The organism is Crossiella sp. S99.2, from assembly GCF_023094165.1.
Classification (GTDB): Bacteria; Actinomycetota; Actinomycetes; order Mycobacteriales; family Pseudonocardiaceae; genus Crossiella.
In genome coordinates, this window is the sequence record NZ_JALMDK010000010.1 from 67,554 (window position 1) to 92,834 (window position 25,281).

Below are 25,281 nucleotides of genomic sequence, written 5' to 3' on the forward strand. Positions count from 1 at the left end.
GTGATCCGTCCGTGGCCGGGGTGTGACAGCGGGTCGGTCGGGGTCTGCTGGAATTGACCCAGTCGGTGGAACGGAGGACTGCCTGTGACCCTGTCGGACGAACCCTTCTCTGCCAGCAGACGCAAGGCGTTCCTCGACGGCGCCGACTTCGAGGCCATGTACGCGATGTACGTCGACTACTGCGCGCCCGACCCGGTCCGGCTCAGCTCGGCCGACCGGCGCACCGGCCGGTTCTGGACCACCCACCTCACCGGCCTGCCCGACCCGGACCGCCTGGGCGGCATCGGCACCGCGCTCAGCGAGGTGGCCAGCGACTCCGCCTACGAACTCGGCGGGCAGGGCAGGCCGGACGGATACGTGGTGCGGGTGCAGGTCCGGGGCACCGTCCGGACCGACCTGGAAGGCCAGGACCTGGCCGCCGGCCACACCATCCAGGGCCCGGAACAACGCCTCACCCAGGCGATCTCGCCCGGCAGCGTGCTGCGCTACCTGGTCGTCCCGCCCGCCAAGATCGCCGACGCGCTGCGGGTCCGCCTGGGCGAGGAACCCCGCGGCCTGCTGCACTTCGACCCGGAGATCCGGCACCAGGCGCCGGCCGCCGCGGCCTGGCTCGCCCTGGTCAACAGCTGGGCCGACCCCCGGCACGCCCAGCTGCTCGCCCAGTCCCCCCTGGCCCTGCGCCACTTCGAGCAACTCCTCATCCAGGCCCTCCTGGACGCCCAGCCGCACGCGCTGACCAGCACGCTGACCCGGCACACCGCGGCCGCCCCGCCCGGCTCGATGCGCCGGGCCATGACCTACTGCGAGGAACACGCGCACGAACCGATCTCGGTGGCGCACATGGCCGCCGCGGCCGGACTCAGCGTGCGCCAGCTGCAACGCGGCTTCCGCGAACACCTCGGCATCAGCCCGCTGGAACACCTGCGCCGGGTCCGCCTCGACCAGGTGCACCAGGAACTCCTGGAGATCGCCGCGGGACGGGCCACCGGGACGATCACCGAGATCGCCACCCGGTGGGGATTCGCGCACCTGGGGCGGTTCTCCGAGTACTACCGCGGCACCTACGGGCGACCGCCCTCGCACACACTGCGCGCCGGGGCCGCCTGAACCGGCCCGGCTCAGTTGGCCGGGTGCACCTCAAGGCAGTTGTCGCTGCCCAGCACCACCCGGCGGCCCGGATAGGCCCGCGCCGCGATCTGCACGTCCCGCTCGTCGAACAGGCCCTGGAAGATCAGCACCCCGTCGTACAGCTCGGCCTTCTCCACCCCGGTCGGCCACCGGTGCTGGTAGACGTCGACGTCGATGGGTTCCGACGGCGGCGGCAGGTCAGGACCACGTTGCATTCACCCAGTATCAACCCTGTGTCCAGCCATCGGCCAGACAACGCAGCCACAGACCTCCGAGGGATTGACACCAGGATGCCCCAACCGCTGTCATGGGTGTCCGCCGCCATGTTGAGAGCGCTCTCTCGTTTCTGGGGAGTGCCCTGACCTCAACTGGAGGCTGCATGTCAACGAGGACGAGCCGACGGCTGCGTGTCACCGTCGCGCTGGCCACCCTCCTGGCCGCGGTCGGCGTCTCCGCTCCGGTGGCACCCGCCGGCGCCGCGCCCGCGGCCTGGGTGCAGGTGTGGAACGACGAGTTCAACGGGCCCAACGGGGCCGGGGTGGACCGCGGGAAGTGGAACTTCGACATCGGCAACGCCCAGGCCAACGGCTGGGGCAACAACGAGCTGCAGTACTACACCGACCGGACCTCCAACGCGGCCACCGACGGCGCGGGCAACCTGGTGATCACCGCCCGGCGGGAGACGCACGGGCAGTGCTGGAACGGGCGGGCCTGCGACTACACCTCGGCGCGGCTGCTCACCAAGGGCAAGTTCGAGCGGGCCTACGGGCGGTTCGAGGCGCGGATGAAACTGCCCTACGGCCAGGGCATCTGGCCCGCGTTCTGGATGCTGGGCAACAACTTCCCGGGCACGCGCTGGCCGGACTGCGGCGAGATCGACATCATGGAGAACATCGGCAGGGAGCCCACCACCGTGCACGGCACCCTGCACGGACCCGGCTACTCCGGCTCCGGCGGTATCGGGGCGTCCAAGGCCTCGCCGGACGGGCGGCCGTACTCGCAGAACTTCCACACCTTCGCCATCGAGTGGTCGCCGACCGACATCAAGTGGTTCGTCGACGGCCAGCAGTTCCAGCGGCGCACCCCTGCCGACCTGGGCGGGCGGCGCTGGGTGTTCGACCACCCGTTCTTCATGATCCTCAACCTCGCGGTGGGCGGGAACTGGCCGGGCAACCCGGACGGCAGCACCGTGTTCCCGCAGCGGTTGAGCGTGGACTATGTGCGGGTGTTCGAGTGGCGTTGATCAGCTGAGGGCAAACGTTGGGGCCTGTCGCGGATATCGCGGCAGGCCCCACCGTCGCGGGTGGTTCAGTGGCCGAGCTTGGGGTGGCCGTTGGCCTGGCCGAAGCCGTTGGGGCCGGTGATCTCCATCGGGGTGGGGCCGGCGACCTGCCACGGGCCCGGTTTGGCGGCCTTGGGCTTCTGCTCGCGTTCGGCCAGTTCCTGGTGCAGCTGGCGGAGCAGACCGCGTTCCCGGTCGGTCAGCTTGGCCTCGGCCGAGCTGGTGGCCGGTTCGCTCGCGGGCGGCGGCGGGAGTTCGGCCATGGCGGGAGTGGACCGGGGGGCGTCCAGGTCCGCATCGGCCGGGATGGGGTCCATCGCGTGGATGGTGGTGGTGGCCACCGGGTCCTCGTCCGGGCGGACCATCGGCGGCGGGACCGGGGACAGCTCGGTGTCGGCCATGGCCGGGGGATCGGGGGTGACCACGATCTGGGTGACGTCGGGGGACGGGGCAGGCGGGGGCGGCGGAGGTTCCGAGCGGGCGCGGCGGGCGACCGGTCGCTCCCGGATCGGCTCCGCCTCGTAGCCGGGCACGTCGATCCGGCGGGCGGTGGCCAGGGCCTTCTCGTGGTACTCGGGCAGTTCCTCGCCGGTGCGGAAGACCTCGATCGAGGAGCGCACGCCTGCCTGCTGCATGGCCCGGTTGAGCTGGTAGACCACGGCCGAGGGGAAGCCCTCGGAACCGATCTCCATCAGCAGCACCTGGTGCGGCACCGCGCCCGCGGCCGCGCCGGCCGGGGTGGTCCGCCAGGTGCCCCACACCGAGCGCAGCGCGGGCAGCCTGCGCAGCACGCCGGAGAGCACCCGCTCCAGGCCGGGGATGGGGTCGTTGCCGCTGTTGAACCGGTGGCCGTCGCCCAGGCGGACCTCGGAGACCACCACCTGGTCGGCCAGCGCCGGGTCGATGCGCACCTCGTCGAGCACGTGCCGCAGCCGGTACTGCTCGGCCGGGGTGATCGAGATCCGCCCGGCCAGCAGCGCGCCCAGCATCAGCTCGGCGGCGCGCTCGTACTCCAGCAGCGCGGCGTGCTCGCGGGCGGCCAGCACCGCGTCGTCGTCGATCCGGCCCGCCAGCTCCAGCAGCAGCTGGTGAATCCGGTCGGCCAGGGTCATGCCGTCCATGCCACGCCTCCCTCGACCCCGACACACACCAGCTCCGCGGCCTCCCAGGCCGCGTGGTGGTAGTCGGGAAGCTCCATCCCCGATGGCAGCACCTCGACGCACGGTTCGTGCTCGCCGAGTGCGCGCAGCACCCGCTGCACCTCACCAGTCAGACCAGCCAGCTCGGCCGACGCGGTGACCAGGACAACCCGTTTGCCCACCTCGCCGGGGCGCTGACCGCGCCGCCAGGTGCAGCGGACCTCACGCACCCCGGCCCGGCTGCGCAGCGCGGCGGCCAGCACCACGGCCACCGCGTCGCTGCCGCTGGGCGTCTCCGGGTGGTCCAGGCTGAACTTGTGCCCGCTGCGGCCCACCTCGTCCACGACCATGATCGCGGCCAGCGCCGCGCGGTCCGCGCCGTAGGGGGTCAGCGAGTCCGACAGCAGCCGGTGTTCGCGTTCGGTCAGGGCGATCCGGTGTTGCAGCAGGCTGGCCGGCAGCGACCTAGCCAGCACCACCTGCGCTCCGCTGGCGAGCCAGTCCCGGAATCGCCACAGTTGGGCGTCGGGGAGCCGGCCGGCCAGCCGGAGGAGCAGCTCGTGACAGTCGAGCTCGGCAACCTCATGCATGGCCCGCAGCCTAGACCGAAGGGGGCAGCCTTTCAGTCCTTCGGGGGGTCAAGTTGGAGAAAGTATCGACTGATCGAGGGTCAGCGTTACTGTCCGTCCGGCTTTTTCTCCCCTGTGGGGCCAGGCTTTTGGGGGAACTGGAGGGCGTCGAAGTAACTCTCCGATTCCTTGCCGCGGATCACGCTGGCCTTGTCGAGCAGGGCCTTCGTCGCGTCGTAGCGGCGCTGCTCCTTGTTCGGCCCGTCCACCAGTGACTGTGCGTGGTGCATCTCCAGCTCCCAGGCCGAGTAGGCCTCGGTGAGTTTGAAGTCGCTGCGGCGCAGCAGGCCCCAGTTCTTGTCCCACTGGTAGAAGGAGTGCAGGCCGGTGCTCAGCGCGATGGCCACGCCGATGACCGCGATGGTCAGGTCCTTCTGCGGGAAGGAGATGACCGTGATCAGCGGCAGGCTGATGCTGAGCACGGTGACCAGGATGCCGGTGAACCGGAAGAACCGGCGGTTCCACCGGGACCGGAACCGGTAGCGGTCCCGCAGGTCGATCACATACTGCCGGGCCACCCGCCCGTACTCGCCGTGGTCGGGATTCGTCGCGGACTTGTCTTTGCCGGCCACCGGTACCGCCCTGGTGTCAATGCTCGCTGGAGGGGACGAACCCGGAGAATATGATGTTGTCGGCCAGTTGTTGAGCCCTTCTCGCCTGAGCGGCCGAACCGACCGGCCAGGCGAGCAGTGGCCGTCCGCGGTCCCGCCAGTAGGTCGCGGCCCTGGACGGCAGCGCGGCCAGTTCGAGGCTGAGGAAGTCCGGCCTGGTCACGAAGTTGCCGAGGAGGCTGCGGCCAAGGAACCGGCTGACCGGATCGGCGCGGGGCAGCAGTCCGGAGATCTGCCCGAGCGGAACGCGGACACCCAGACGGCGTAACCGGAACACGGCCACCGGGTCGAAGGAGTGCACCGCGACCTCACCGCGGTAACCACGCAGCTGGCGCAGCAGCGCGGCCTCGATGCCGCGGCCGTCGAGCGGGTGCGCGTGTTTGGTCTCGATGAGCAGTGGGACCCGGCCGTCGACCAGGTCGAGGACCTCGGTGAGCCGGGGGATGCCGTGGTCGGTGCCGTTGAGCCGGAGCGCGCCGAGTTCGACCGCGGTTTTCGCGCGGACCGGGCCGGGGACGCCGGTGAGGCGGGGCAGGTCGGCGTCGTGGCTGACCACCAGGTGATCATCGGCGCTGAACCGGACGTCGAGTTCGCAGGGGAAACCTTGGCGGATGGCGGCCTCGAAGGCGGGCAGTGAGTTTTCCGGGATGCCGGCGCCGAGGTCGTAGAGGCCGCGGTGCGCGATGGGCACGGCGGTGAGCCACTTCGGGAGGTCGCCCATCGGTTCAGGCTAGGGCGTGGACCTGCCGCCGGCCCAGTGGGCGCGCAGGGCGGCCGCGACGGCGTGCGTGGCCGGGCTGGGGGAGCGGCGGGGGTCGTGGGTGAGTAGCACGGGGGCTTCGGCGTGCGCCGGGAGCGGCAGGGCGAGCAGGCGGCCGGTGGCGAGCAGGTCGCGGACGGCGATGGTGGGGAACAGGCCGAGGCCCAGGCCGCCCGCGACGCAGGATCGGGCCGCCTCGATGCTGCCGAAGCGGGTCAGCCGGGGGGCCGCGTCCTGGACGGACAGGAGCCGGTGGGCGAGGCGGTCGCTGTAGAAGCAGCCCTGTTCCAGGAGGAAGAAGCTTTCGCGCGCCAGTTGGGACCAGCGGGGGGTGCGGCCGGCGAGGCGGTGTTCCGGGGCGCACACCAGGGTGAGCGGTTCCTGGCCGAGGGGTTCGGTGGTCAGTTCGGGGGCGGGGGTGGCGTCCAAGGTGAGGGCGAGCTGGGCCTGGCCGGTGTGCAGCAGCCGGGCGCCCAGCGCGGTGCCCGCGGGCAGGAGATGGATCTCGATCCGCGGTTGGTCCCGGCGCAGGGCGGTGATCAGTTCCGGCAGTCGGTAGGCGCACAGGGATTCGGTGGCGGCCAGGGTGACCTCGCCGCTGGGCGGGCCGTCCGCGCCGGCGGCGGTGTGCAGGGCGGCCTCGGCGGTGAGCAGGTCCTCGGCGGGGCGGAGCAGTCGCCTGCCCGCGGCGGTGAGTTCGGCGCCGCCGGGCAGCCGGTCGAACAGGCGGGTGCCGAGCTGTTTCTCCAGGGTGCGGATCTGCACGGTGACCGTGGACTGGGCCAGATGCAGCTCGGTGGCGGTGGCGGTGAAGTTCCCATTGCGGCTCAACGAGAGGAAGGTGCTCAACAGCCGGGTGTCCACCCCGGAATCCTATCGCGAAACTCGATCGGCACAATGAGAAACGATCGTTGGACAGCATGACGAACCGGGACGAGGCTGAACGCCATGACCGACGAAGTGTTGCGCTACACCGCCTTCACCGCCGACCCGGCCGGCGGCAACCCGGCCGGGGTCGTCCTCGACGCCAGGGGCTGGACCGACGCGCGGATGCAGGCCACCGCCGCCCGGCTGGGCTACTCCGAGACCGCGTTCGTGCTGCCCGGTATCGACCCGTGGCGGGCGGAGGTCCGCTACTTCAGCCCCCTGGCCGAGGTGCCGTTCTGCGGGCACGCCACCGTGGCCACCGCGGTCGCGCTCACCGAACGCCAGGGCCCCGGCGACTACACGTTCGGCACCCCGGTGGGCGAGGTGCCGGTGCACACCCGGATCACCGACGGCGTCGCCAGCGCCACCCTGACCAGCGTGCCCACCCGGTTCACGCCGGTGGCGCCCGCGCTGCTCACCGAGACCCTGACCTACCTCAACTGGCATCCCCGCGACCTGGATCCGGCGCACCCGCCGGTGGTCGCCTACGGCGGCGGCCACCACCTGGTGCTGGCCGCGCGCACCCGCAAACGCCTGGCCAGCCTGTCGTATGAGTTCGAGCCGCTGGCCGCGCTGATGCGGCAGGAGAACTGGGTGACGCTGCAGCTGGTGTACTTCGCCCCGGACGGCACCATCCACTCCCGCAACCCGTTCCCGGTCGGCGGTGTGGTGGAGGACCCGGCCACCGGCGCGGCGGCCGCGGCGCTGGGCGGTTACCTGCGGCCGAACCTGGACCGGCCGACCCTGCTGACCATCCGGCAGGGCGAGGACCTGGGCCGGCCGAGCCTGTTGATCGTGGAGATCGATCCGGCCGATCCGCGGATCCGGGTCACCGGCCAGGCCGTGCCACTGCCCGATCCGGTTCACTAGGCACCGTGCTGAGCGAACTGCTGACGCGGGCCGCGCACGGCGATCCGCCCCCGCCCGACGGTGGCGTGACGGTGCTGCCGCAGGGCGCCGAACGGGTGCCCGCGGTGCTGGCCTTCACCGCCCACCACGTGGTCCTCGCCGATGTGGACCCGGACTGGGTGCGGGCCGAGCTGCCCGCGGATGACCTGTCCGCGCCGTTGAACCCGCCGTTCCTGACCGCGTTGTGCGGCCGGATCGGCAGGCAGGTCAACAACATCGACGCGGTGCTGTGCGCGCCACCGGTCCGCGGGAGGCCGGAACTGGAACTGCGGCCCGCCGATACGCGCACACATGAGCGGGTGCGGCTGGCCGAGGAGTTCCGCGCCGAGGTCCGGGTGTGGACCTGCCCAGGCGGGCTGGTGCTGCTGGGACGCGGGCTCGGCGGACGCTGGGAGGTCGCGGCCGAGGTGGAGCCGGGATTCCGGGGCAAAGGCCTGGGGCGGGCGCTGTTCGCGGCGGCCCGGACGTTGACCCCGGCGGGTGAGCCGGTGTGGGCGCAGGTGGCGCCGGGGAACGCGGCCTCGCTGCGTGCGGTGCTGGCCGCGGGCTACCTGCCGCTGGGCGCGGAGGCGCTGCTCGTATCAGCGCTGGTCAGGTAGGTGTTGATCAGGAGTTGTGCTCAGTGTTCTGGGCGGGGATCACCGGCTCGTGGAAGAGGGTGTCGTGCGCCCACTGACCGGACTCGGCCAGGTTCACCGCGATGTGCGGCTGGTCTGTGGTCGGGTGGCTGAACAGGGTGTGCTGAACTGACATGGAGTTTCCGATCTGTCCCGCGCTCCTCGGCCACGGCCCCTGAATGGGCTCACGCTGGCTCGGCGCGGATGACGTGAAGAAGGGGAGTTGCTACTCCCGACATCCGCCACGGTACACGACCACGGCGTCGCGGTGGGTGAATATCGGGTCAACCGGTGCGTTGCATGGTCGGGGCGGGGGCTGGGGGCTGGCCGCGCAGCACGTCGGTGCGGGTGGAGCCGGGGCGGCCGAGCACCCAGCTGGATCCGCGCAACGACTTGGCCTGTTGTTTGAGTGGGGCGAGCAGGCGGGAGGTTTCCCGGTGGTCCAGCACGCTGCCGGCCGCGCACACCAGGGTGGCCATGGAGACCGTGATGGAGCGGCCGTTGACCCGCCGGTCCGGGTCCAGCACCGCGCCGGCCAGGCGGACCAGGTCGTCGAGTTCGCAGACGACCAGGAAGTCGTCGCCGCCGACATGGCCGACGCAGGCCTGGCGCAGGCTGGCGGCCACGTCGGTGAGGCCGCGGCCCAGGTGGCGGATCAGGTCGTCGCCCGCGGCGAAGCCGGCGTTGTCGTTGACCCACTTGAAGTTGTCCACGTCCAGCCAGCTGACCGCGAAGATCTGGCCGGTGGTGATGCGCTGGCGCAGGTCCCTGGCGATGGCGTCGCTGCCGGGCAGCCGGGTCAGCGGGTTGAGCGCGGCGGCGTGTTCGACCTTCATCTCGGCCATGCCGCGGAACAGGTCGGAGAGCCGGACCACACCAAGACAGCGGCCTGCCTCGTCGAGGACCACCAGGTCGTCGTACATCCGGTCGGAGGCGCCGCCGGACATCAGGTTCAGCGCTTCCATCGCGGTGGCGTTGGTGCCCATCGCGCGCGGTTCGTCGGCCAGCCGGGAGGCCGGGCGCTTGGCGTGCAGCGCGTGGCCGTAGGGGCCGGTGACGGCGAGCAGGAACCGGTTCCGGTCGATTGTCCACAGTGGACGTTCTTCGGTGTCGACCAGGACGATGCTGGTGATGTCCGGGCGATCGGCGAAGATCTTGCGGGCCGCGTCCGCGGTGGCGTCCTCGGCGAGCATGGTGGCGGGGCACAGGTATTCGGTGATCCGCGGGCCCGCGGTGGCGACCGGGAGTTGCACCACGCCGACGTCGGAGAGTTCGTTGAGCGCGGCGGAGAGGGTGACCCTGGTGTTGGGGCGGCGGCTGGGCGGGGCGATCAGGTCGCCCTGGACCAGGTGGATCCCGGCCGCGCGCACCGCCTGGAGCTGCTCGCGGGTTTCCACGCCCTGGGCGATCACGGTGGCGCCTGCCTGTTTGCAGGTGTGCGCCAGTCCTTCCAGGAGGGCTTGTTTGCGGCTGTCCTCTGGCAGGCCGGCCAGGACCGCGCGGTCGAGTTTGACCAGGTTGGGCTGGACGTCGAGCAGGAAGGTGAGCGGGATGTCGCCGCCGCCGATGCCGTCGAGGGCGACCAGGAAGCCGATGGTGCGCAGTCGCCGCAGCCGTTCCAGGAGGAGGTCCTGGTCCAGGTGCGAGATCGGGTCGCCGATCTCCAGGATGACCTCGCGCGGGCGGCGGCCGGTGGCGCGCAGCGCGCCGAAGAGCGCTTCCATGCCTGCCGGGTCCTCGACCACGGTGTCGGCCAGGATGTTGAGGTGCAACGGGAGCAGGGTCTCGTGCTCGGAGGCGAACTGGACGGCGAGCACGGCCAGTTCGATGTCGAGTTCGGTGAGACGGCCGGCTTCGGCCGCCGAGCGGAACAGATCGTGCACGTGTCCCCGTAGCGGCCGGGCTAGCGCCTCGACCGCGACCACACCGCCGGTGTTGGTATTGACCAGCGGCTGGAAGGCGACATGCACTTGGTCCAGCAGCGTGGGCACGTCGCCGATCGTGCCGGTAAAATCACCAGACTTGGAGCCCGTTCACCAGGAGTTCACAGAGTCTGTGTCGCTTCGTCTCATAGGCTGAGCAGACCCGCTCACAACCGCCCAAGAAACGCCATTCGCGTGCGCGTTCCCCACGGTGCGTGCTTGAACAGCCCGGCCATGGCCGCCGCGGTGCCGCGCACGTCCTCCCGGCCGGAGAGGTAGTGCGCCTGGTCGGATTCGGGCATGGCGAAGAACAACTCGAAGAACCGGGGCAGATCGGCCGCGGGCAGCGCGAGCAGCACGCGCAAGCCGCTGCGGCGCAACGCGTGCACCGCTTTGGCCGCGGGGGACCAGAGCACCCGCCAGCCGGCGGCGGCCGCGGCGTGCGGTCCGGCGGGCAGCGCGGCGCGCACCGCCTCGGCCACCCTGGGCGCCAGGGCCAGGGCGGTGGCCACGCTGAATCCGGTGGCCGGGTGGACCAGTCCGGCGGCCGCGCCGAAGGGCAGCAGGCCGCGCACGCTGGGCGGCGGATCGTCCACTCTGAACCGGACGCGTTCCTGGGTTTCGTTGCCGGACAAGGAGATCCCGTACTGGCCGAGCCGGTCGGCGAGTTTGCGGCGCAGTTCGGGGTAGCCGAGTCCGGGCCGCCGGGCGAGGGAGGTTTCCTCGATCAGGGTGCGGCCGTCGCCGAGGGGCTGGGCGTAGAGGAAGGTGGGCCAGTCGGCGGGTCCGTTGCTGGCGTGCCGCCAGTCCATGAACACCGCTTCCCCGGCCGGCACGAGTGCGGTGACCGCCTCGCTGGGCAGCAGCACGCCGTAGGCGGTCTGTTCGGCGGCGGGTCGCCGGGGCCGTCCGCCGCAGAGGGTGCGCCGGTCGCCGGTGGCGTCCACGACCAGGCGGGCGGCGAGTGCGCCGCCGTCGGTGAGCTGGACCAGGCTGCCGTCGTGGGTGTGCGCGACGGTGATGGCCGAGCCCTGGCGCACGGTCAGCGCCGGGTGGCGCAGGTAGTCGCGCAGCGCGGTGTTGTCCAGCAGCGCGTATCGGCGGCTGAGTTCGTGCCTGGTCTCGGCGATGGCCACGGTGCGCGCGGGGCAGTTGCGCACGGCGGCGCCGGGCAGGTCGATGGGCAGTTCGTCGGTCCAGGCCGCGTAGGTCTGCCGCCACGGCCGTCCGGGCGCGGGGTCGAGCACCGTGGTGCTCAGGCCGAGCCGGGCACAGGCTCCGGCCAGCGCGAATCCCGCCGGACCGCCACCGACCACCACAACGTCCTGCACGTGCATCAGCGAATCATGCGCTACCGCCGCGGGGGAACCGCGATCCGGTCGAGATCGGCGGCGACCACCAGTTCGCCGTCGAAGTGCTTGGCCGCCTCGGCCCGGAACAGCTCAAGATCGGGATAGCGCTGGGAGAAGTGGGTGAGGACCAGCTTGCGGACCCCGCATTCGGTGGCGACGCGTCCGGCCTGACCGGCGGTGAGGTGGCCGACCTGGGCGGCCAGCTCGGCCTCGGTGTCCAGGAAGGTGGACTCGATGACCAGCAGGTCGACGTCCTTGGCCAGCGCGAACACGTTCTCGCACAGCCCGGTGTCCATCACGAAGGCGAATTTCTGCCCGGGTCTGGGCACGCTGACCTCGGCCAGGTCGACCCGGCGGCCGTCGAGGTCGAGGTGGCCTTCCCGGCGGAGTTTCCGGACCTGGAGGCCGCTGATCCCGGCTGCGGCCAGTTTGTCCGGGAGCATGCGCAGCCCGTCGGGTTCGACCAGGCGGTAGCCGTAGGCCTCGACCGGGTGGGCCAGGCGGCGGGCTTCCAGGGCGCCGAAGCCGCCGGTGGCCAGCACGCCGTCGCCGGTGATCGGTTCCTCGCGCAGGTCGGCGGTCTCGTGGAAGGCGGCGGCGTAGCGCAGCCGGTGGAAGTAGGCGGCGCCGGAGGCCGGGTAGTGCGCGTGCACCGGATGCGGGACCTTGTCCAGGGACAGCCGTTGCACGATGCCGGGCACGCCGAGGCAGTGGTCGCCGTGGAAGTGGGTCAGGCAGAGCCGGGTGATCGCGCTGGCCGGGACTCCACTGTGGACCATCTGCCGCTGGGTGCCCTCGCCGGGGTCGAACAGGAAGCCCTGGTCGTCCCAGCGCAGCAGGTAGCCGTTGTGGTTGCGCACCCGGGTGGGCACCTGGCTGGCGGTGCCCAGGACGATCAGCTCGCGGTTCGACACGGTGGCGACTGTAGGCGGGCGATCCGGCGCGGGCACGTCTATTCGCGGCCGGGGCGGACGATGCCGTGCTCGTAGGCGAAGACGATCACCTGGGCCCGGTCGCGCAGGCCGAGTTTGGTCAGGATGCGACCGACGTGCACTTTGACGGTGAGTTCGGACAGGTGCATCCGGGCGCCGATTTCCCGGTTGGACAGTCCCCTGGCGAGTGCGCGCAGCACCTCGTGTTCGCGGCCGGTGAGCGGGTCGGGCAGCGTAGCGAGGGGGTCGGGTCGTTCGGGCAGGGGTAGGTGGTCGGCGAAGCGGGCGATCAGCCGCCGGGTGACCGCCGGGGCCAGTGCGGATTCCCCGGCGGCGACCACCCGGATGCCGTGCAGCAGTTCGGCGGGGGCGGCGTCCTTGAGCAGGCTGGGGTTGTTTTTTTGGCGCGATGCCCCGGCGCGCAGTGCGGCGTAGACGTAGTCGTCCAGGTCGAAGGTGGTCAGCACGAGCACCTTGGCGGGGGAGCCGTCGGCGATGATGCGGCGGGTGGCCTCGATGCCGTCCATGCCGGGCATGCGCACGTCCATCAGCACCACGTCCGGGCGCAGTGTCCTGGTCAGGGTGATCGCCTCCGCGCCGCTGCCGGCCTCGCCGAGCACGTCGAGGTCGGGTTCGGGGGTGAGCACGGAGCGGAATCCCAGGCGTAGCAACGGCTGGTCGTCCACCAGCAGCACGCCGACCATCAGACCTCCCAGGGCAGGCGCGCGTGCACCCGCCAGCCGCCGTCGGCCGCGGGTCCGGCGCTGACGGTGCCACCATAGGCGGCGGCGCGTTCGGCGATCCCGGCCAGGCCGTGCCCGCCGTCGCCGGGCTGTCCGGCGCCGGTGTCGGTGATCTCCAGTTCGACCTCGGTGTCGGTGTGGCGCAACCGGACCTGGGCGCGCACGCCGGCGCCCGCGTGGTGCAGGGTGTTGGTCAGGGCCTCCTGGGTGATCCGGTAGACGACCAGGCCGATGCCGGGATTGTCCTTGTCCGGCAAGCCTTCCTGGTGCAGTTCCACCGGCAGTCCGGCGGCCCGGACCTGGTCCACGAGGTCCGGCAGATCGGGCAGACCCGGTTGTGGGGCAAGGGGTTGCTCGCCTTCGCGGAGCAGGCCGACCAGGCGGCGCATGTCGGCCAGGGCGGCCCGGCCGGTGGCCGAGGTCTTGGCCAGGAGGTCCGGGGCGTTGGCCGGGTCGGCGGCCGCGCCGTCGGCGAGGGCGACCATGACCGCGAGGTTGTGCGCGACGATGTCGTGCACCTCCCTGGCGATCCGGGTCCGTTCGGCGGTGGCCGCGGTGCGGGCCTGGTGTTCGAGTTGCTGCCGCCGGTAGTCCTGGTGCCTGCGCTGGCTGAGGCCGAGCAGGGCGGTGGCGGTGAGCACGGAGAGGATGCCGATCAGCACCGGTGTCGGCGGCGGGCTGGTCACCCAGGCCCAGCCCAGCGCCAGCACGAACACCGCGACCGGGGCCCACAGGTGGGGTGTCGGCCGGTGCCGGGCCACCGCGTAGACCGCGAACAGCGGCGCGGACACCAGGAACACCCCGGTGAACCCGGCCAGCATGCTGAGCACCGCGATCGCGGCCACCACCCAGAACACGGTCAGCGGCGCCCGTCGTCGCCACACCAGGGGGAGGTGCACGGCGGCGAAGAACAGCCAGCCCAGGTCGGTGACGCCGGTGCTGTGCTCCAGCACGCCGGGCGCCTGGTCGCCGCCGAGGGTCACCGGCAGCACGAGTGCGGCGGCGAGCGCGGCCAGTCCGGCGTCGGTGCGTCGTGGTCGATCCATGGTGTGCCCCCCGGTCACAGTTCGCGGCGGCGCAGCATCGCGGCGGCGCCTCCGAGCAGGAGTATGGCCCAGCCCAGTCCGACCGCGGTGCCCCAGCCGGGGGACAGCAGCGGCCCGGTTCCGGTGGCGAACATGGCCTGCAAGGCGAAGGTCGGCAGGTAGGGCAGCACAGTGTCCTGGAGGTCGGCGGGCAGCGCGCCGAGCAGCGCCTGTGGCAGCACGACCAGGCCGAGGACAAACACGCCGATCGCCCCGGCCAGGCCGCGGATCAGGGTGCCCACGGCCAGGCCGAACACCGCGCACAGCACGGTGGCCTCGGCCGCGCCGAGGATGGCGAGCAGCACCCCAGGATCGCCGAGGGAGAGCGGCCTGGTGGCGAAGGCCTGGTGGGCCAGGAAAGCGCCGAGGTAGCCGGCGAGCAGCGCCGGCAGGGTCGCGGCGACCAGGACCACTGCTTTGGCCCACAGCACCGGCAGTCGTCGCGGCACGGCCAGCAGGGTGGTGCGGATCAGTCCGGAGCTGTGCTCGCCGGCCATGGTGAGCACGCCGAAGATGCCGAAGGTCAAGGCGTACAACAGGAAGCCGCCGCCGATCGCCTCGGTCAGGGTGGCCGGGCGGTGTCGCTGCTGCCAGCCGATCGTGCCTGCCAGCAGGGTCAGCGCGAGGGGCAGGCCGAGCAGCACCAGCCAGGCGGAGCGGGTGGACAGGAGTTTGGTCCACTCGCTGCGGACCACCCGGGGGAAGGTGATCACCGGACCTCCCCGAACTCGACCGAGTCCCTGGTCAGGGCCAGGTAGGCGGGTTCCAGTGAGCCGTCGGCGGCGCGCAGGTCGGTGAGTGGGGCGTCGGCCAGCAGCCGGCCGCGGCCGAGGATGAGGAGGTGGTGCGCGGTCAGCGCCATCTCGCTGAGCAGGTGGCTGGAGACGAGCACGGTGCGGCCTTGGGCGGCCAGTTCGTGCAGCAGCAGGCGGAGCCAGTGCACGCCGTCCGGGTCGAGGCCGTTGGTGGGTTCGTCCAGGACGATCACGGCGGGGTCGCCGAGCAGCGCGCCCGCGATGCCCAGGCGTTGCCGCATGCCGAGGGAGAAGCGGCCGGCCCGGCGGTCGGCGGCGGTGTCGATCCCGGCGCGTGTGAGCACCTGGCTGACCCGGGAGTCGGGCAGGCCGTGGGTGTGCGCCAGGGCGCGCAGGTGTTGCCGGGCGGTGCGTTCCTGGTGCACCGGGGTGGCTTCCAGCAGTGCGCCGACCCGGCGCAGCGGGTCCGGCAGGTCGGGGTAGCGGCGGCCGCCGACGGTGGCGCGGCCACTGGTGGGCCGGGTCAGGCCGAGCAGCATGCGCAGGGTGGTGGACTTGCCGGCGCCGTTGGGGCCGAGGAAACCGGTGACCCGGCCGGGCCGGATGGTGGCGGACAGGTCTTGCACGACGGTGGCGCCGCCGTAGCGTTTGGTCAGTCGGTCGAGCTGGATCATGGCCCTGAGGTTAGGAATCCGGGCCGGTCACCGTCGTCTGCCACAGGTCGGCGGCCGGGGCGGTCCGGCTACGACCAAGGTCGTACTCAGGCGTGCCGCAGGTAGGTCAGCACCGCGCTGACCCGCCGGTGCACCTGGGGTTCCTCGGCCAGGCCGAGTTTGGCGAAGGTGGAGTTGACGTGTTTCTCGATGGTCGACTCGGACAGCGTCAGGTACTCCGCGATGGCCCGGTTGGTCTTGCCCTGGGCCATGTGCCGCAACACTTCCAGCTCGCGCGGACTCAACCGGGTCAGTGGCGCGTCGGCGGCCTTGGCCCGGCTGCCCAGCAGCACCTCCACGATCCGCGGGTCGATCACCGAACGGCCGGCGCGGACCTCGTGCAGGGCCCGCAGCAGTTCGTCGACCTCGCCGATGCGTTCCTTGAGCAGGTAGGCCAGGCCGTCGGTGCCGTGCTGGAACAGGTCGAAGGCGTACTGCTCGTTGGCGTGCTGGGACAGCACCACCACGCCGATGTCCTGGTGGTGCACCCGGATGTGGTGCGCGGCGGTGATGCCCTCGGTGTTGTGGCCCGGCGGCATCCGGATGTCGGTGATCACCGCGTCCAGGCGGAACCGGCGGACCGCGTCCAGGAGTTCCTCCGCGGTGCCCACCGCCGCGACCACCTGCACCTCGCCGCTGTCCTCAAGCAGGCGCCGGGTGCCCTCGCGCACCAGGTAGTGGTCTTCGGCGATGACGATCCGCAGCGGCTCAGGCATCAGCGGTGTTCTCCACGATCTCGATAGGACAGTCCGAAGTGGACGGTTCGCGGGCCGCGGCGGGTAGCCGGGCGGTGATGGTGGTGCCCGCGCCGGGGGTGCTGGCGATGGTGAGCGCGCCGCCGACCGCCTCGGCCCGGTCGCGCATGCCGGTCAGGCCGAGTCCGCCGCCGCCGTGCCGGAAGCCGCGGCCGTCATCGCGCACGGCCACGGTCAGGTCGCCGTCGTGGTGTCCGAAGTGGACGGTCACGGCACTGGCCCCGGCGTGTTTGAGCACGTTCGTCAGCGCCTCGGAGATGAGGAAGAACGCGGATTCCTCCACGTCCACGCCGAAGCGGGCGGCACGCAGTTCGGGCGGGCAGTCCACGGTGACCGGGATCGGCAGCCGCCGGGCCCGCGAGGTGACCGCGGCGATCAGGCCCTGGTCGGTGAGCACCGGCGGGTGGATGCCGTGGGCGAGTTCGCGGAGTTCGTCGATGACCCGGTAGGCGTCGTCCTGCACCTCGGTGAGGGTGTTCCCGGCCGCCTCGCCACCGCGGTTGAACTGGTTGCGGGCCAGTCGCAGTTTGGCCACCAGGGCGACCAGTTCCTGCTGGATGCCGTCGTGCAGCTGCCGTTCGATCCGCCGCCGCTCGGTGTCCTGGGCCTGCACGATCCGGGTCCGGGACGCCTCCAGCTCACTGGCCTGCCGGGACACCTGTTCGACCTGGATGCCCAGGGCCTTGGCCAGGTTGGCGTTGTGCACGGCCAGCGCGGCCTGCCGGGCCAGGCTCTCCACCAGGGCGTGGTCCTCCGGGGTGAACCGGCCGTCGACCTTGGGCCCGTACTCGATCACCCCGAGTCGTTCCTCGGCGTGCCGCAGCGGGAACCGGGTGGCCGGCTCGTCGGTGACCGTGCCCGCCACGCTGACCACCGGCGGACTGCACGGGTGCGCGGCGCCGCCGAGTTCGACCCTGGCCCACTTGAGGTTCAGCCCGCTCTGCAGGCTGCTGGCCAGGTGCGGGGCCAGCCGGGGCAGGTCGTAGGCGTGTTCCAGGGTGGTGCCGAACTGCACCAGCAGCTCGAACCCGCTCAGCCGCGGCCCGTACACCCGGCGCGCGGCGGCCTGGTTGAGCTGCGCGCGCAACGGCTGGAACAGCAGCATCGCGGCCGCGGTGACCAGCGCGACCAGTCCGACCGGCAGGTACTGGCCCGCAGTCCAGCCGAGCATGGTCGCCGTTCCCAGGTACCAGCCGCCGATGACCAGCCACAACAGGCCGTAGACCACCGAGCGCGGCACCACGATGTCCACGCCGAGCAGTTGCCTGCGCAGCGCGGCGACCACCACGATCACCGGTACCAGGGAGTACGGCAGGGTGCCGATCAACCGGCCGATGACGTAGTACCAGCCCTCGTCGACGTCGACCCGCCAGTTGCGGGTGAGCAGCAGCACCGCCCTGGCCAGCATGATCGTGATGGTGAGGATGGCCAGCGAGGTCACCCAGGGCTGCGGCCGTCCATCCCGGCGGGCCAGCAGGCAGCGGATCAGCAGCATGATCCCGGCGCCCACGTGCAGCCAGGCGAAGGGTTTCTGCGACCACAGGTACATCATCTCGATCGGCAGCCCGGCCAGCGCGGCGATCAGCGGGGCTGGCAGCAGGAACCACAGCGAGCGCAGCAGGATCCGCTCGTAGCGGTGCCGGTAGCGGCCGTCGGGCAGCAGTGCGACCAGGTAGATGATCAGGATGTTGAAGACGAACTCGAGGATCTCGTTGCCGGTGGAGCCGAACCACACCCAGAAGCCGGCGGGCATCCAGTCCTCGGGCGTGGTGAGGAAGTGCAGTGGGTAGTTGGTGACCAGCCCGATCGCCAGCAGCGAGCCGAAGACCATCAGTCGTCGCCCGACCGGGTGACTGGGGGCGGCCCGCCAGACCAGCAGCCCGGCCGCGTAACAGGGCAGTACCGCGGTCAGCGCCCAGGACAGGGTCAGCCGCGCGGGCAGCACGAACAGCGTCACCGGGATCGTGATCAGCAGACTCAGCCCGGCGGCGGTAGCCAGCAGCCGAATGGGCCAGTCCTTCCCCGTCACCCGCTCATTCTGCGGGCTGCCGCCCCCGCGCGTACAGGAAGGTCGCACTACATGGCTATGGCGGAAAACCTCCATAGCGAATCAAGGCGGGCCTGGTTACCCGCGGCCGCGCGCCCCGGCAGACTTCGACAGGCAAGAGGATGACGGAAGGGCCCCCTTTCGACGCGGGTTCCTGGAGCACCTGGGGGTGTCCAGGAGCCCGCGTCTCGGCGTTGGGAACCGTGATGGGCGTTCGGATCAGTCACCGCGACTCGGTGTGTGCCCGGGTCGGCCAGCGGATCGAGCAGCCGCCGCCGCGTGCACCGGCCGGGCCGCGCCCGCCCGCACCGGCCCGCACGCCGGCCGGATCGGCGGCCCGCCGCCGCAGCTGAGGTGGTTTCCCCAGGTCAGCCGTATTCACTCAGCGCTGGATACGGCCCACCCCTGCCGGTCCGGGGTGTTCGCGATCAACACTCGCGGCGCCCGCAGACCCACGGAGGGGATCATGAGACCACCGCAACGACGAAGAATCACCGCCATCCTGCTCGGCGCCGCGCTGCTGGCGGGCACGGCCGGTGTGGCGCCCGCCGCGCACGCCGAGGTGCCCACCGATCCGGCCGGCCTGGCCAACACGCTCTTCGGCAGCCACATGCGCATCGCCGACCGGGACGACGGCCTCGCCCGGCACCTGGTGGCCAGCGCCGAACTCGCCGACTGGCGGGCGCGCAACCCCCAGGCCGACGGCACCGCGGTCAGCGCGCACTTCACCGCCGTCCGCGCGCACCTGGACGCCGCCGTGCCGGACCGCACCTGGGCCAGGGACTCCCATGAGGCGGTGGGCGCGGCGCTCAACGCGGCCCGCGGCGCACCCGGCGCGGCCACCGGCGGCACCCAGCTCACCACGCTGAACACCGCCATGCTCGGCCTCAACGTGGTGCCCGTCTCCGGCAAGCCGGAGGACCGGGTCAGCGGCGCGCAGCCGCAGTTCGCCTGGCGGCAGGACTACGCGGTGGCGCAGGCCCAGGTGTGGGGCGGGGTCGCGGCCGCGGCGCGCGCCGACAACGCCTTCCGCACCGCCTGGAACGCCGGACTGGGCAACACGCTCAAGGTCGACGCCGGCGCGGACGCCACCCAGCTGGGGCAGAGCGAGAAGCTGCGCACCGTCCTGGACGTGGACAAGATCCTGGCCGCCGGGAGGCTCGGCCCGGTCGAGTTCCAGAACGAGGCCACCGACCAGTTCCGCGCGCTGACCACCAAGCTGTACGAGCACCGCAAGAACTGGACCCAGGAACTGGGCCGCGCGGCCAAGGAGAACCCGCCGGATGTCACCCCGCGCGAGCCCACCGAGGCGCAGAAGGAGACCGCGCGCGCCGAGGAGGCCAAGCGCCAGGACTTCATCGACGGCGCCGAAGCAGGACTGAACGCGATGGCCTGGCTGGTCGGCCGGGTCAACCCCGACCTGAGCAGGCAGATCAGCAAGTTCACCGCAGGGGCCGTGCAGGTGGCCGCCGCGGTGAACAAGGCGATCACCGCCTTCCGCGTGATCAACTCGGTGTTCTCGCTGGCCACGGTCGCCTTCACCGGCAACGTCATCGGCGCGATCAGCAGCCTGGTCTCGGTCTTCGGCGGTGCGGGGCCGGATGTGAACCAGCAGATCCTGGACGAGATCAGGGCCATGCGGGAGCAGCTGGCGGCGATCCAGCAGAACATGAACGAGCGCTTCGACAAGGTCGACGCCAAGCTGAACGTGATCTACGACCGGATGCTCGGCGAGTTCCGGCGGCTGGAATCGGGCGTGGCCTACGTCCGGGCGAACACCGAGTCGATCCTGGCCGTGCTGACCTCGCTCAGCGCGCAGAACCAGATCATCGGCTCCACCCTGCTCAAGGCGGTGGCCGGGCTCTACGAGCTGAACAAGTGGGAGATGGTCGACGCCACCATCGACTACAAGCGCAAGCGCGGTGGCGCGGAGCTGCCCCATGCCAAGTTCACCGACGCGGAGAGCGCCTTCTACACGATGGGCGTGCAGGCGCCGACGAACAACCTCTTCGTGGTGCCGCAGGCCAACTACTCCACCGTGCCTGCCAAGGTCGCGGAGAACCTCAACCTGCACGGCGAGGGCGGCATCACCAGCTACCTGGCCTGGTACGCGGCCAACGCCGGACTCGACCCCGGGTTCAGCGCCCCGGAGGGCGGCAACGCCGCGGTGTGGGGCATCGGCGCGACCGCCTACACGGTGCTGCGCGCGCAGAACCCGGCCTACCGCATCGAGGAGGATCGCGGCAAGGTGTTGCTGGACAAGGGCAAGAACATCCGGGACCAGGCGCTGGCGTTCAGCCGCCCCGGGGTGAACGGGGCCACGAACAAGCTGTTCAGCGGATTGCTGGAGAACTACCGGGGCAAGTACGAGTCACTGCTGGGCGAGGCGCCCGGTCGGGAGGGCGATGTCAAGGGCGGCAAGAACTACAGCCTGTGGCGCGCGCCGGACCAGGGCTCGGTCGAGCCCGCGAACGCCCCGGCCACGAGCACCGAATGCACCCCGCAGGCGAACACCTTCTCGCTGTCCAAGGCGGGCAGCACCGCCGGTCCGCACCTGGACCCGCCGATCCAGTTCCTCCGCTACGTCCAGGACCTGCCCTACCGGCAGTGCTGGAGCACGCAGAGCGGTCCGGTGGCGGGCAACCCGCGGCAGTACGACGTGTTTGTCATCGTCCAGGACATCATCGACGTGCCCGGCCACGGCCCCTACACCGCGCGGCAGACCATTGGGCACGTGCACCGGTACCCGGACGGCTGGCCCGGCTTCGAGCCGATGCGGAACTTCGTCCGGGACAACTGGGACCGGGGCCTGAAGGCCAACTTCGACCGCACCGCCCGGCCCCACACGGACACCTCCCACGCCATCACCTTCTTCACCAACCGGGGCAACGACTTCCTGAAGAACAAGCGGACCGAGTACTACGGCAAGGTCGCCCAGCACCTCAACAACGGCAACCGCGCCTTCGAGACCAACCTGGCCGCCCAGCTGATCCGCCGCTACACCGAACTGGGCTTCCCGCAGGCGCTCAACACCGACGAGTATCTGCGCGGTCTGCTGCGCGGCGGCAAGCAGCTCTATGGCGTCAACGAGGAGAACAGCGCCTACCTGGCCCGTGAGTTCCAGCTCGCCGCGAACAACAACCACGAGGGCAAACCCGCCTGGGACCCGGCCCGCTCCGACGCGCCCAGCCTGTGCTCGCAGACCGCCTCGATGGCCAGCTCCGACCCGGTGGTGTCCTGCCTGATCGAGCAGTTCAAGCAGCGCAAGGACCGGCTCGCCGCGCGGTTCGCCGAGCAGTTCAAACAGCGCTGGGAGGGGGTTGACCAGACCCTGCCCGGCATCCAGGGCCAGTTGCGCTCGCTGTGGCTGGCGATGAAGGAACTGCACCCGGACAAGGACTTCGGCCCGCCGATCACCGGTCCGGAGGCCCAGGCCCCCGCCTCGGCGATCTGGAGCACGCCGGTGTCGGTGGACGCCGGTGTGTCTCAGCTGGCCACCCCGTCGATCACCACCTTCCGCGGTGGCCGGTTCGCCACCTGGGCCGGTGCGGACGGGCACATCTACTCCTCGGTCAGCGACAGCAGGGGCTGGTCGCCGAAGGTGAAGATCGCCGAGGGGAGCCCCCAGTTCAACGCGGCGCCCAGCGCGGTGGAGTTCAACGGGAAACTGGTCGTGGTGTGGCGTGGCTTCACCAGGGGACAGGTGTTCACCGAGCACCGGGCGATGAGCGCGGACGGCAAGGACTGGGCCATCACCAGCACCAGCGAGCTGCCGGATCCGGTGCGGCACACCGACTCTCCGGCGCTGACGGTGTTCAACGGCAAGCTGTACGGCCTGTACCTGGGCAAGGACCAGAAGCAGTACCTGACCACCAGCGCCGACGGGCTGAGCTGGACTCCGGCCACGGTGACCCTGGCTGGGCACATGACCAACGTCCGGCCCGCGCTGACGGTGTTCAACGGCAAGCTGCACGCGGCCTGGAAGGCGTTCAACAGCAGCTGGATGTTCCTGGCCAGCTCGCCGGACGGGGTGACCTGGACCCTGGTCAGCCGGATGGCCCCGGACGGGGGAACTGGCGGCAGCCCGGCGCTGGCGGCCACTGGCGGCAAGCTGTACGCGGCGTGGCGGGGTATCAGCCCCGACGGGAACCTGTACGGCTCCTACAGCTCCGACGGGGCGGCCTGGGCGCCGCAGCACTACGTGGCGCGGGGCTCGCAGAGCGGTACCGCGCCGAGCCTGACCGCGGCCGACGGCAGGCTGGAGGTGGCGTGGGGACCGCAGTGGTTGGCCAATCCCGCCCACCTGACCACCGCGAGCAGCATGGTGGCGCCGAAGTAACCCGATGATCAGGCGGCGGTCGCACGGAAACCCGTGCGGCCGCCGTGTCGGGTCAGCGGGGTGGGGCGGTGGTGGCGCGCACGACCAGCTTGGTGTCCAGCCACTCCTGGCGCACCGGCGCGCCGTCCTCGCCCGGACCGGCCAGCAACAGCTCCACCGCGAGCCGCCCGGCCTCGCGCACCGGCATCGCCACCGTGGTCATCGCCGGATCGCACAGCCCGGCGAAGACCAGGTCGTCGAAGCCGGTCAGGCTCATGTCCTCGGGCACCCGCACGCCCTGCTCACGCAGCCGGGCCAGCACACCCAGGGCCATCACGTCGTTGTAGGCGATGATCGCGGTGACCTCGGTGCCGAGCACGTCCTCGGCCGCGGCCACGCCGCCCTCGTAGCGGGGCGGGTACGGGCCGAGTTCGGTGACGGTCAGGCCGTGCTTGGGCGCGGCGGCGCGCAGGCCGTTGCGGCGCTGGGTGTTGGACCAGGAGGTGTCCGGGCCGCTGAGGAAGGCGACCCGCTGGTGCCCGAGTTCGGCCAGGTGCGCGACCAGCTGGGCGATCCCGTTGGCGGCGTTCATCAGGGCCGCCGGGACCTCCGGCAGCACCCGGTTGAGCAGCACCAGGCTGGACTTGGCCGCCACCGCCAGCAGCGGGGCGTCGGACAGGCCGGGGGAGCACACGATCAGCCCGTCCACCTGCTGGGCCATGGTGCGCACCAGCTTCTCCTCGACCAGGGGGTCCTCGTCGCTGTCGGCGACGAACACCGAGTAGTCGGCCTGCACCGCCGCGGCCTGCACCGCCTTGAGCACCCCGGTGAAGAACGGGTTGTCCAGGTCGGGCACCACGATGCCCAGGTTCCCGGTGCGCCCGGTGATCAGCCCGCGGGCGGCCCGGTTGGGCTGGTAGCCCAGCTCGGCCGCGGCGCTGAGCACCCGCTCCCTGGTCTCCTCCCGCACCAGGTTCGGCGAGCTGAGCGCCCGCGAGACAGTGGCCACCGACACCTGCGCCTGGCGCGCGACATCGCGGATGGTCGCCGGCGCTCCCGTACTACCCCGTTGTCGCACTCGATCATCCTACCCAGCGTCACCACACGGATCGGGGACGCGCAGGTAACAGCGATGCGACCGTTTACATCGGCCGCACCGCCGTCGCCCGCTTTATGCCGGTTTGGCCGAATCCAGCGTGGGCCGTGACTTGTCCCGCCACTTGCCCCTGGTGAAGTCCGGGATGGCCACCGACGCGCCCTTGCGCCGGATGGACTCCGCGCTCAACGGCACCGGCGCGCTCCACGCCGCCGAGTCGTAGACGTCGACCTCCGGCGGCAGGCCCAGCCGCATGGTCTGCATGGTCCGGTAGATCATCAGGTAGTCCATGCCGCCGTGTCCGCCGGGGCCGGGGCCGATGTCGGTCCACAGCCAGTGGTCGAAGGACTTGAAGTCGTCGAAGGACCCCCACTTGTGCCCGGAGTGCTTGGGCTCGACGTAGATCCGCGGCGGGTAGTCCTCGAACACGCCCTTGGTGCCGGCGACCTGGTTGAGCCTGCTGTACGGGTAGGGGTTGGACACGTTGTGCTGCAACCGGATCACCTTGCCGTTGGCGGTCTGCAGCAGGCTCATCGTGGTGTCGCCCTTGACGTAGTGCTCCTTCCACGAGGAGTCGCCCGGCTCCTCGTGCGCCTGCCGGTACTCGGCCATGCCGACCGCAGGGGTGGCCATCGAGGTGATCCGGGTCAGCCGGTCGCCGCGGTGGATGCCGAAGTACCCGGCCACCGGCCCGAGGCCGTGGGTGGGGTAGTGGTCGGCGTTGAGTTTGGTGTGCCAGCCCCGCCGCCACTCGGCCGCGTAGTAGGTGTCGGAGAGCAGCAGTTCGCGCAGGTCGTGGATGTAGGCCCCGGCGCCGTGCAGCACCTCGCCGAACACCCCGGCCCGCACCATCCGCAGCAGCCGCAGCTCGTTGCGGCCGTAACAGCAGTTCTCCAGCTGGATGCAGTGCCGCCGGGTGCGCTCGGAGGCGTCCACCAGCTGCCAGAGTTCGTCCAGGGTCAGCGCCATCGGGCACTCCACCCCGACGTGCTTGCCGCCATAGAGCGCGGCCAGGGACATCGGCACGTGCCATTCCCAGGGCGTGGCGATGTAGACGAAGTCCACGTCATCCCGCCCGCACAGCTGCTCGTAGGCCCGCTCGCCCTTGCCGTAGACCGCGGGCTCGGGCTGCCCCGCGTCCCGCACCGCCTTGGCCGCCTTCTGCAACGCCGCCGGGTTGGTGTCGCACAACGCGGTCACCCGCACCCCTGGCGTGGCCAGGAACATCGCGATCATCGACCCGCCGCGGTTGCCCAGGCCGATGATGCCCACCCGCACCGTCTCGTGCCGGGCGAACGGCACCCCGATCATCGTCTTCCCGCGCGCGGCGGGCGCCCGCCCGGTGTCCGCCTCGCCCGCCGCGGCCGCCGCGGCCGCCGCCCCGGCAGCCCCCGCGCCCAGCCCGGTGAGCCCGAGCCCGGCCACCGCGGCACTGGTGCCCAGTAGCGAGCGCCGGGAGATCGACGACGTGGGCCGGTCCTGCTCCGTCATGACGCCTCCTGATCGAACCTGACTGAAACCTCGTCGTTCCAAGCAGTAGTACGCAGTAAAGGCAGGTTTA

At 71.4% G+C, this 25,281-nt stretch carries 23 protein-coding genes and 1 pseudogene; 6 read left to right on the plus strand and 18 right to left on the minus strand.

Translation table 11 applies throughout. The annotated features are described in order from the left end of the window. Positions 1–84 precede the first annotated feature (84 nt). Positions 85–1,107, plus strand: a complete 1,023-nt coding sequence (locus MZC64_RS32885; protein WP_247763456.1) for a helix-turn-helix domain-containing protein — start codon at positions 85–87, stop codon at positions 1,105–1,107. 11 nt (positions 1,108–1,118) lie between these two features. Here MZC64_RS32885 and MZC64_RS32890 read toward each other — a convergent pair whose 3' ends face one another. Then, positions 1,119–1,343 (minus strand): hypothetical protein, encoded by a 225-nt coding sequence (locus MZC64_RS32890; RefSeq protein ID WP_247763457.1) that lies wholly within the window; start codon positions 1,341–1,343, stop codon positions 1,119–1,121. Between the two features lie 164 nt (positions 1,344–1,507). Between MZC64_RS32890 and MZC64_RS32895 the strand changes: the two genes are divergently transcribed. Then, a complete protein-coding gene (locus tag MZC64_RS32895) occupies positions 1,508–2,371 on the plus strand; it encodes a family 16 glycosylhydrolase (RefSeq protein WP_247763458.1) in 864 nt (287 codons plus the stop codon). 65 nt (positions 2,372–2,436) lie between these two features. Here MZC64_RS32895 and MZC64_RS32900 read toward each other — a convergent pair whose 3' ends face one another. The 5 genes from MZC64_RS32900 to MZC64_RS32920 all read right to left on the minus strand — a co-directional run bounded on the left by MZC64_RS32900 (position 2,437) and on the right by MZC64_RS32920 (position 6,413). After that, positions 2,437–3,531 (minus strand): hypothetical protein, encoded by a 1,095-nt coding sequence (locus tag MZC64_RS32900; RefSeq protein WP_247763459.1) that lies wholly within the window; start codon positions 3,529–3,531, stop codon positions 2,437–2,439. Further along, positions 3,519–4,139 carry a hypothetical protein gene (locus MZC64_RS32905; RefSeq protein WP_247763460.1) on the minus strand — a complete coding sequence of 207 codons (621 nt, stop codon included), beginning with the start codon at positions 4,137–4,139 and terminating at the stop codon, positions 3,519–3,521. Before MZC64_RS32905 ends, MZC64_RS32900 begins: the two co-directional genes overlap by 13 nt. A gap of 86 nt (positions 4,140–4,225) precedes the next feature. After that, the gene (locus MZC64_RS32910; RefSeq protein WP_247763461.1) at positions 4,226–4,750 is read right to left on the minus strand and encodes a DUF4231 domain-containing protein; all 525 of its coding nucleotides are present in this window, start codon (positions 4,748–4,750) and stop codon (positions 4,226–4,228) included. Between the two features lie 16 nt (positions 4,751–4,766). Next, complete coding sequence (locus MZC64_RS32915) at positions 4,767–5,510, minus strand: glycerophosphodiester phosphodiesterase family protein (protein WP_247763462.1); 744 nt, start codon at positions 5,508–5,510, stop codon at positions 4,767–4,769. Between the two features lie 9 nt (positions 5,511–5,519). After that, entirely contained in the window at positions 5,520–6,413 is an 894-nt protein-coding gene (locus tag MZC64_RS32920) for a LysR family transcriptional regulator (RefSeq protein WP_247763463.1), read from the minus strand. Between the two features lie 84 nt (positions 6,414–6,497). On the opposite strand from MZC64_RS32920, the gene MZC64_RS32925 reads away from it, so the two are divergent. Further along, complete coding sequence (locus MZC64_RS32925) at positions 6,498–7,346, plus strand: PhzF family phenazine biosynthesis protein (protein ID WP_247763464.1); 849 nt, start codon at positions 6,498–6,500, stop codon at positions 7,344–7,346. A 5-nt stretch (positions 7,347–7,351) separates the two neighbouring features. Continuing rightward, positions 7,352–7,984, plus strand: coding sequence for an N-acetyltransferase (locus tag MZC64_RS32930; protein WP_247763465.1), 633 nt, complete (start codon positions 7,352–7,354; stop codon positions 7,982–7,984). Between the two features lie 7 nt (positions 7,985–7,991). On the opposite strand, the gene MZC64_RS32935 is transcribed toward MZC64_RS32930, so the two are convergent. The 10 genes and pseudogenes from MZC64_RS32935 to MZC64_RS48910 form a co-directional block, all read right to left on the minus strand. Further along, positions 7,992–8,138: a hypothetical protein gene (locus MZC64_RS32935; protein ID WP_185003671.1), complete on the minus strand. Its 147-nt coding sequence runs from the start codon at positions 8,136–8,138 to the stop codon at positions 7,992–7,994. A gap of 148 nt (positions 8,139–8,286) precedes the next feature. Continuing rightward, positions 8,287–9,993 (minus strand): GGDEF domain-containing protein, encoded by a 1,707-nt coding sequence (locus MZC64_RS32940; protein WP_247763466.1) that lies wholly within the window; start codon positions 9,991–9,993, stop codon positions 8,287–8,289. A gap of 98 nt (positions 9,994–10,091) precedes the next feature. After that, positions 10,092–11,261: a lycopene cyclase family protein gene (locus MZC64_RS32945; RefSeq protein ID WP_282106271.1), complete on the minus strand. Its 1,170-nt coding sequence runs from the start codon at positions 11,259–11,261 to the stop codon at positions 10,092–10,094. A gap of 14 nt (positions 11,262–11,275) precedes the next feature. Beyond that, complete coding sequence (locus MZC64_RS32950) at positions 11,276–12,190, minus strand: ribonuclease Z (RefSeq protein WP_247763467.1); 915 nt, start codon at positions 12,188–12,190, stop codon at positions 11,276–11,278. Positions 12,191–12,228: 38 nt separating this feature from the next. Continuing rightward, positions 12,229–12,912, minus strand: coding sequence for a response regulator transcription factor (locus MZC64_RS32955; RefSeq protein WP_247763468.1), 684 nt, complete (start codon positions 12,910–12,912; stop codon positions 12,229–12,231). Next, on the minus strand, positions 12,912–13,997 hold the full coding sequence (locus tag MZC64_RS32960; protein WP_247763469.1) for a sensor histidine kinase: 1,086 nt from the start codon (positions 13,995–13,997) through the stop codon (positions 12,912–12,914). Before MZC64_RS32960 ends, MZC64_RS32955 begins: the two co-directional genes overlap by 1 nt. 14 nt (positions 13,998–14,011) lie before the next feature. Further along, positions 14,012–14,749 (minus strand): ABC transporter permease, encoded by a 738-nt coding sequence (locus MZC64_RS32965; protein WP_247763470.1) that lies wholly within the window; start codon positions 14,747–14,749, stop codon positions 14,012–14,014. Positions 14,750–14,811: 62 nt separating this feature from the next. Continuing rightward, positions 14,812–15,465: pseudogene (locus tag MZC64_RS32970) on the minus strand (ATP-binding cassette domain-containing protein); the annotation flags it as partial. Between the two features lie 86 nt (positions 15,466–15,551). Continuing rightward, on the minus strand, positions 15,552–16,220 hold the full coding sequence (locus tag MZC64_RS32975) for a response regulator transcription factor (protein WP_247763471.1): 669 nt from the start codon (positions 16,218–16,220) through the stop codon (positions 15,552–15,554). Next, entirely contained in the window at positions 16,213–18,288 is a 2,076-nt protein-coding gene (locus MZC64_RS48910; protein ID WP_247763472.1) for a histidine kinase, read from the minus strand. The genes MZC64_RS32975 and MZC64_RS48910 overlap by 8 nt, the downstream gene beginning before the upstream one ends. A 224-nt stretch (positions 18,289–18,512) precedes the next feature. On the opposite strand from MZC64_RS48910, the gene MZC64_RS32985 reads away from it, so the two are divergent. Further along, positions 18,513–18,659, plus strand: coding sequence for a hypothetical protein (locus tag MZC64_RS32985; protein ID WP_247763473.1), 147 nt, complete (start codon positions 18,513–18,515; stop codon positions 18,657–18,659). A 113-nt stretch (positions 18,660–18,772) separates the two neighbouring features. Continuing rightward, complete coding sequence (locus MZC64_RS32990; protein ID WP_247763474.1) at positions 18,773–22,645, plus strand: glycoside hydrolase; 3,873 nt, start codon at positions 18,773–18,775, stop codon at positions 22,643–22,645. Positions 22,646–22,697: 52 nt separating this feature from the next. On the opposite strand, the gene MZC64_RS32995 is transcribed toward MZC64_RS32990, so the two are convergent. After that, positions 22,698–23,702 carry a LacI family DNA-binding transcriptional regulator gene (locus MZC64_RS32995; protein WP_247763475.1) on the minus strand — a complete coding sequence of 335 codons (1,005 nt, stop codon included), beginning with the start codon at positions 23,700–23,702 and terminating at the stop codon, positions 22,698–22,700. A 93-nt stretch (positions 23,703–23,795) separates the two neighbouring features. Next, positions 23,796–25,211, minus strand: coding sequence for a Gfo/Idh/MocA family protein (locus MZC64_RS33000; RefSeq protein ID WP_247763476.1), 1,416 nt, complete (start codon positions 25,209–25,211; stop codon positions 23,796–23,798). Positions 25,212–25,281: the final 70 nt, after the last annotated feature.

What these genes read in the sequence shown, in the direction of transcription:
- MZC64_RS32960 (WP_247763469.1), bottom strand. Translation starts at nt 13,997, where the DNA reads ATGGATCGACCACGACGCACCGACGCCGGACTGGCCGCGCTCGCCGCC.
- MZC64_RS33000 (WP_247763476.1), bottom strand. Translation starts at nt 25,211, where the DNA reads ATGACGGAGCAGGACCGGCCCACGTCGTCGATCTCCCGGCGCTCGCTA.
- MZC64_RS32890 (WP_247763457.1), bottom strand. Translation starts at nt 1,343, where the DNA reads ATGCAACGTGGTCCTGACCTGCCGCCGCCGTCGGAACCCATCGACGTC.
- MZC64_RS32935 (WP_185003671.1), bottom strand. Translation starts at nt 8,138, where the DNA reads ATGTCAGTTCAGCACACCCTGTTCAGCCACCCGACCACAGACCAGCCG.
- MZC64_RS32905 (WP_247763460.1), bottom strand. Translation starts at nt 4,139, where the DNA reads ATGCATGAGGTTGCCGAGCTCGACTGTCACGAGCTGCTCCTCCGGCTG.
- MZC64_RS32975 (WP_247763471.1), bottom strand. Translation starts at nt 16,220, where the DNA reads ATGCCTGAGCCGCTGCGGATCGTCATCGCCGAAGACCACTACCTGGTG.
- MZC64_RS32945 (WP_282106271.1), bottom strand. Translation starts at nt 11,261, where the DNA reads ATGCACGTGCAGGACGTTGTGGTGGTCGGTGGCGGTCCGGCGGGATTC.
- MZC64_RS32955 (WP_247763468.1), bottom strand. Translation starts at nt 12,912, where the DNA reads ATGGTCGGCGTGCTGCTGGTGGACGACCAGCCGTTGCTACGCCTGGGA.
- MZC64_RS32990 (WP_247763474.1), top strand. Translation starts at nt 18,773, where the DNA reads ATGAGACCACCGCAACGACGAAGAATCACCGCCATCCTGCTCGGCGCC.
- MZC64_RS32985 (WP_247763473.1), top strand. Translation starts at nt 18,513, where the DNA reads ATGGGCGTTCGGATCAGTCACCGCGACTCGGTGTGTGCCCGGGTCGGC.
- MZC64_RS32895 (WP_247763458.1), top strand. Translation starts at nt 1,508, where the DNA reads ATGTCAACGAGGACGAGCCGACGGCTGCGTGTCACCGTCGCGCTGGCC.
- MZC64_RS32900 (WP_247763459.1), bottom strand. Translation starts at nt 3,531, where the DNA reads ATGGACGGCATGACCCTGGCCGACCGGATTCACCAGCTGCTGCTGGAG.
- MZC64_RS32915 (WP_247763462.1), bottom strand. Translation starts at nt 5,510, where the DNA reads ATGGGCGACCTCCCGAAGTGGCTCACCGCCGTGCCCATCGCGCACCGC.
- MZC64_RS32925 (WP_247763464.1), top strand. Translation starts at nt 6,498, where the DNA reads ATGACCGACGAAGTGTTGCGCTACACCGCCTTCACCGCCGACCCGGCC.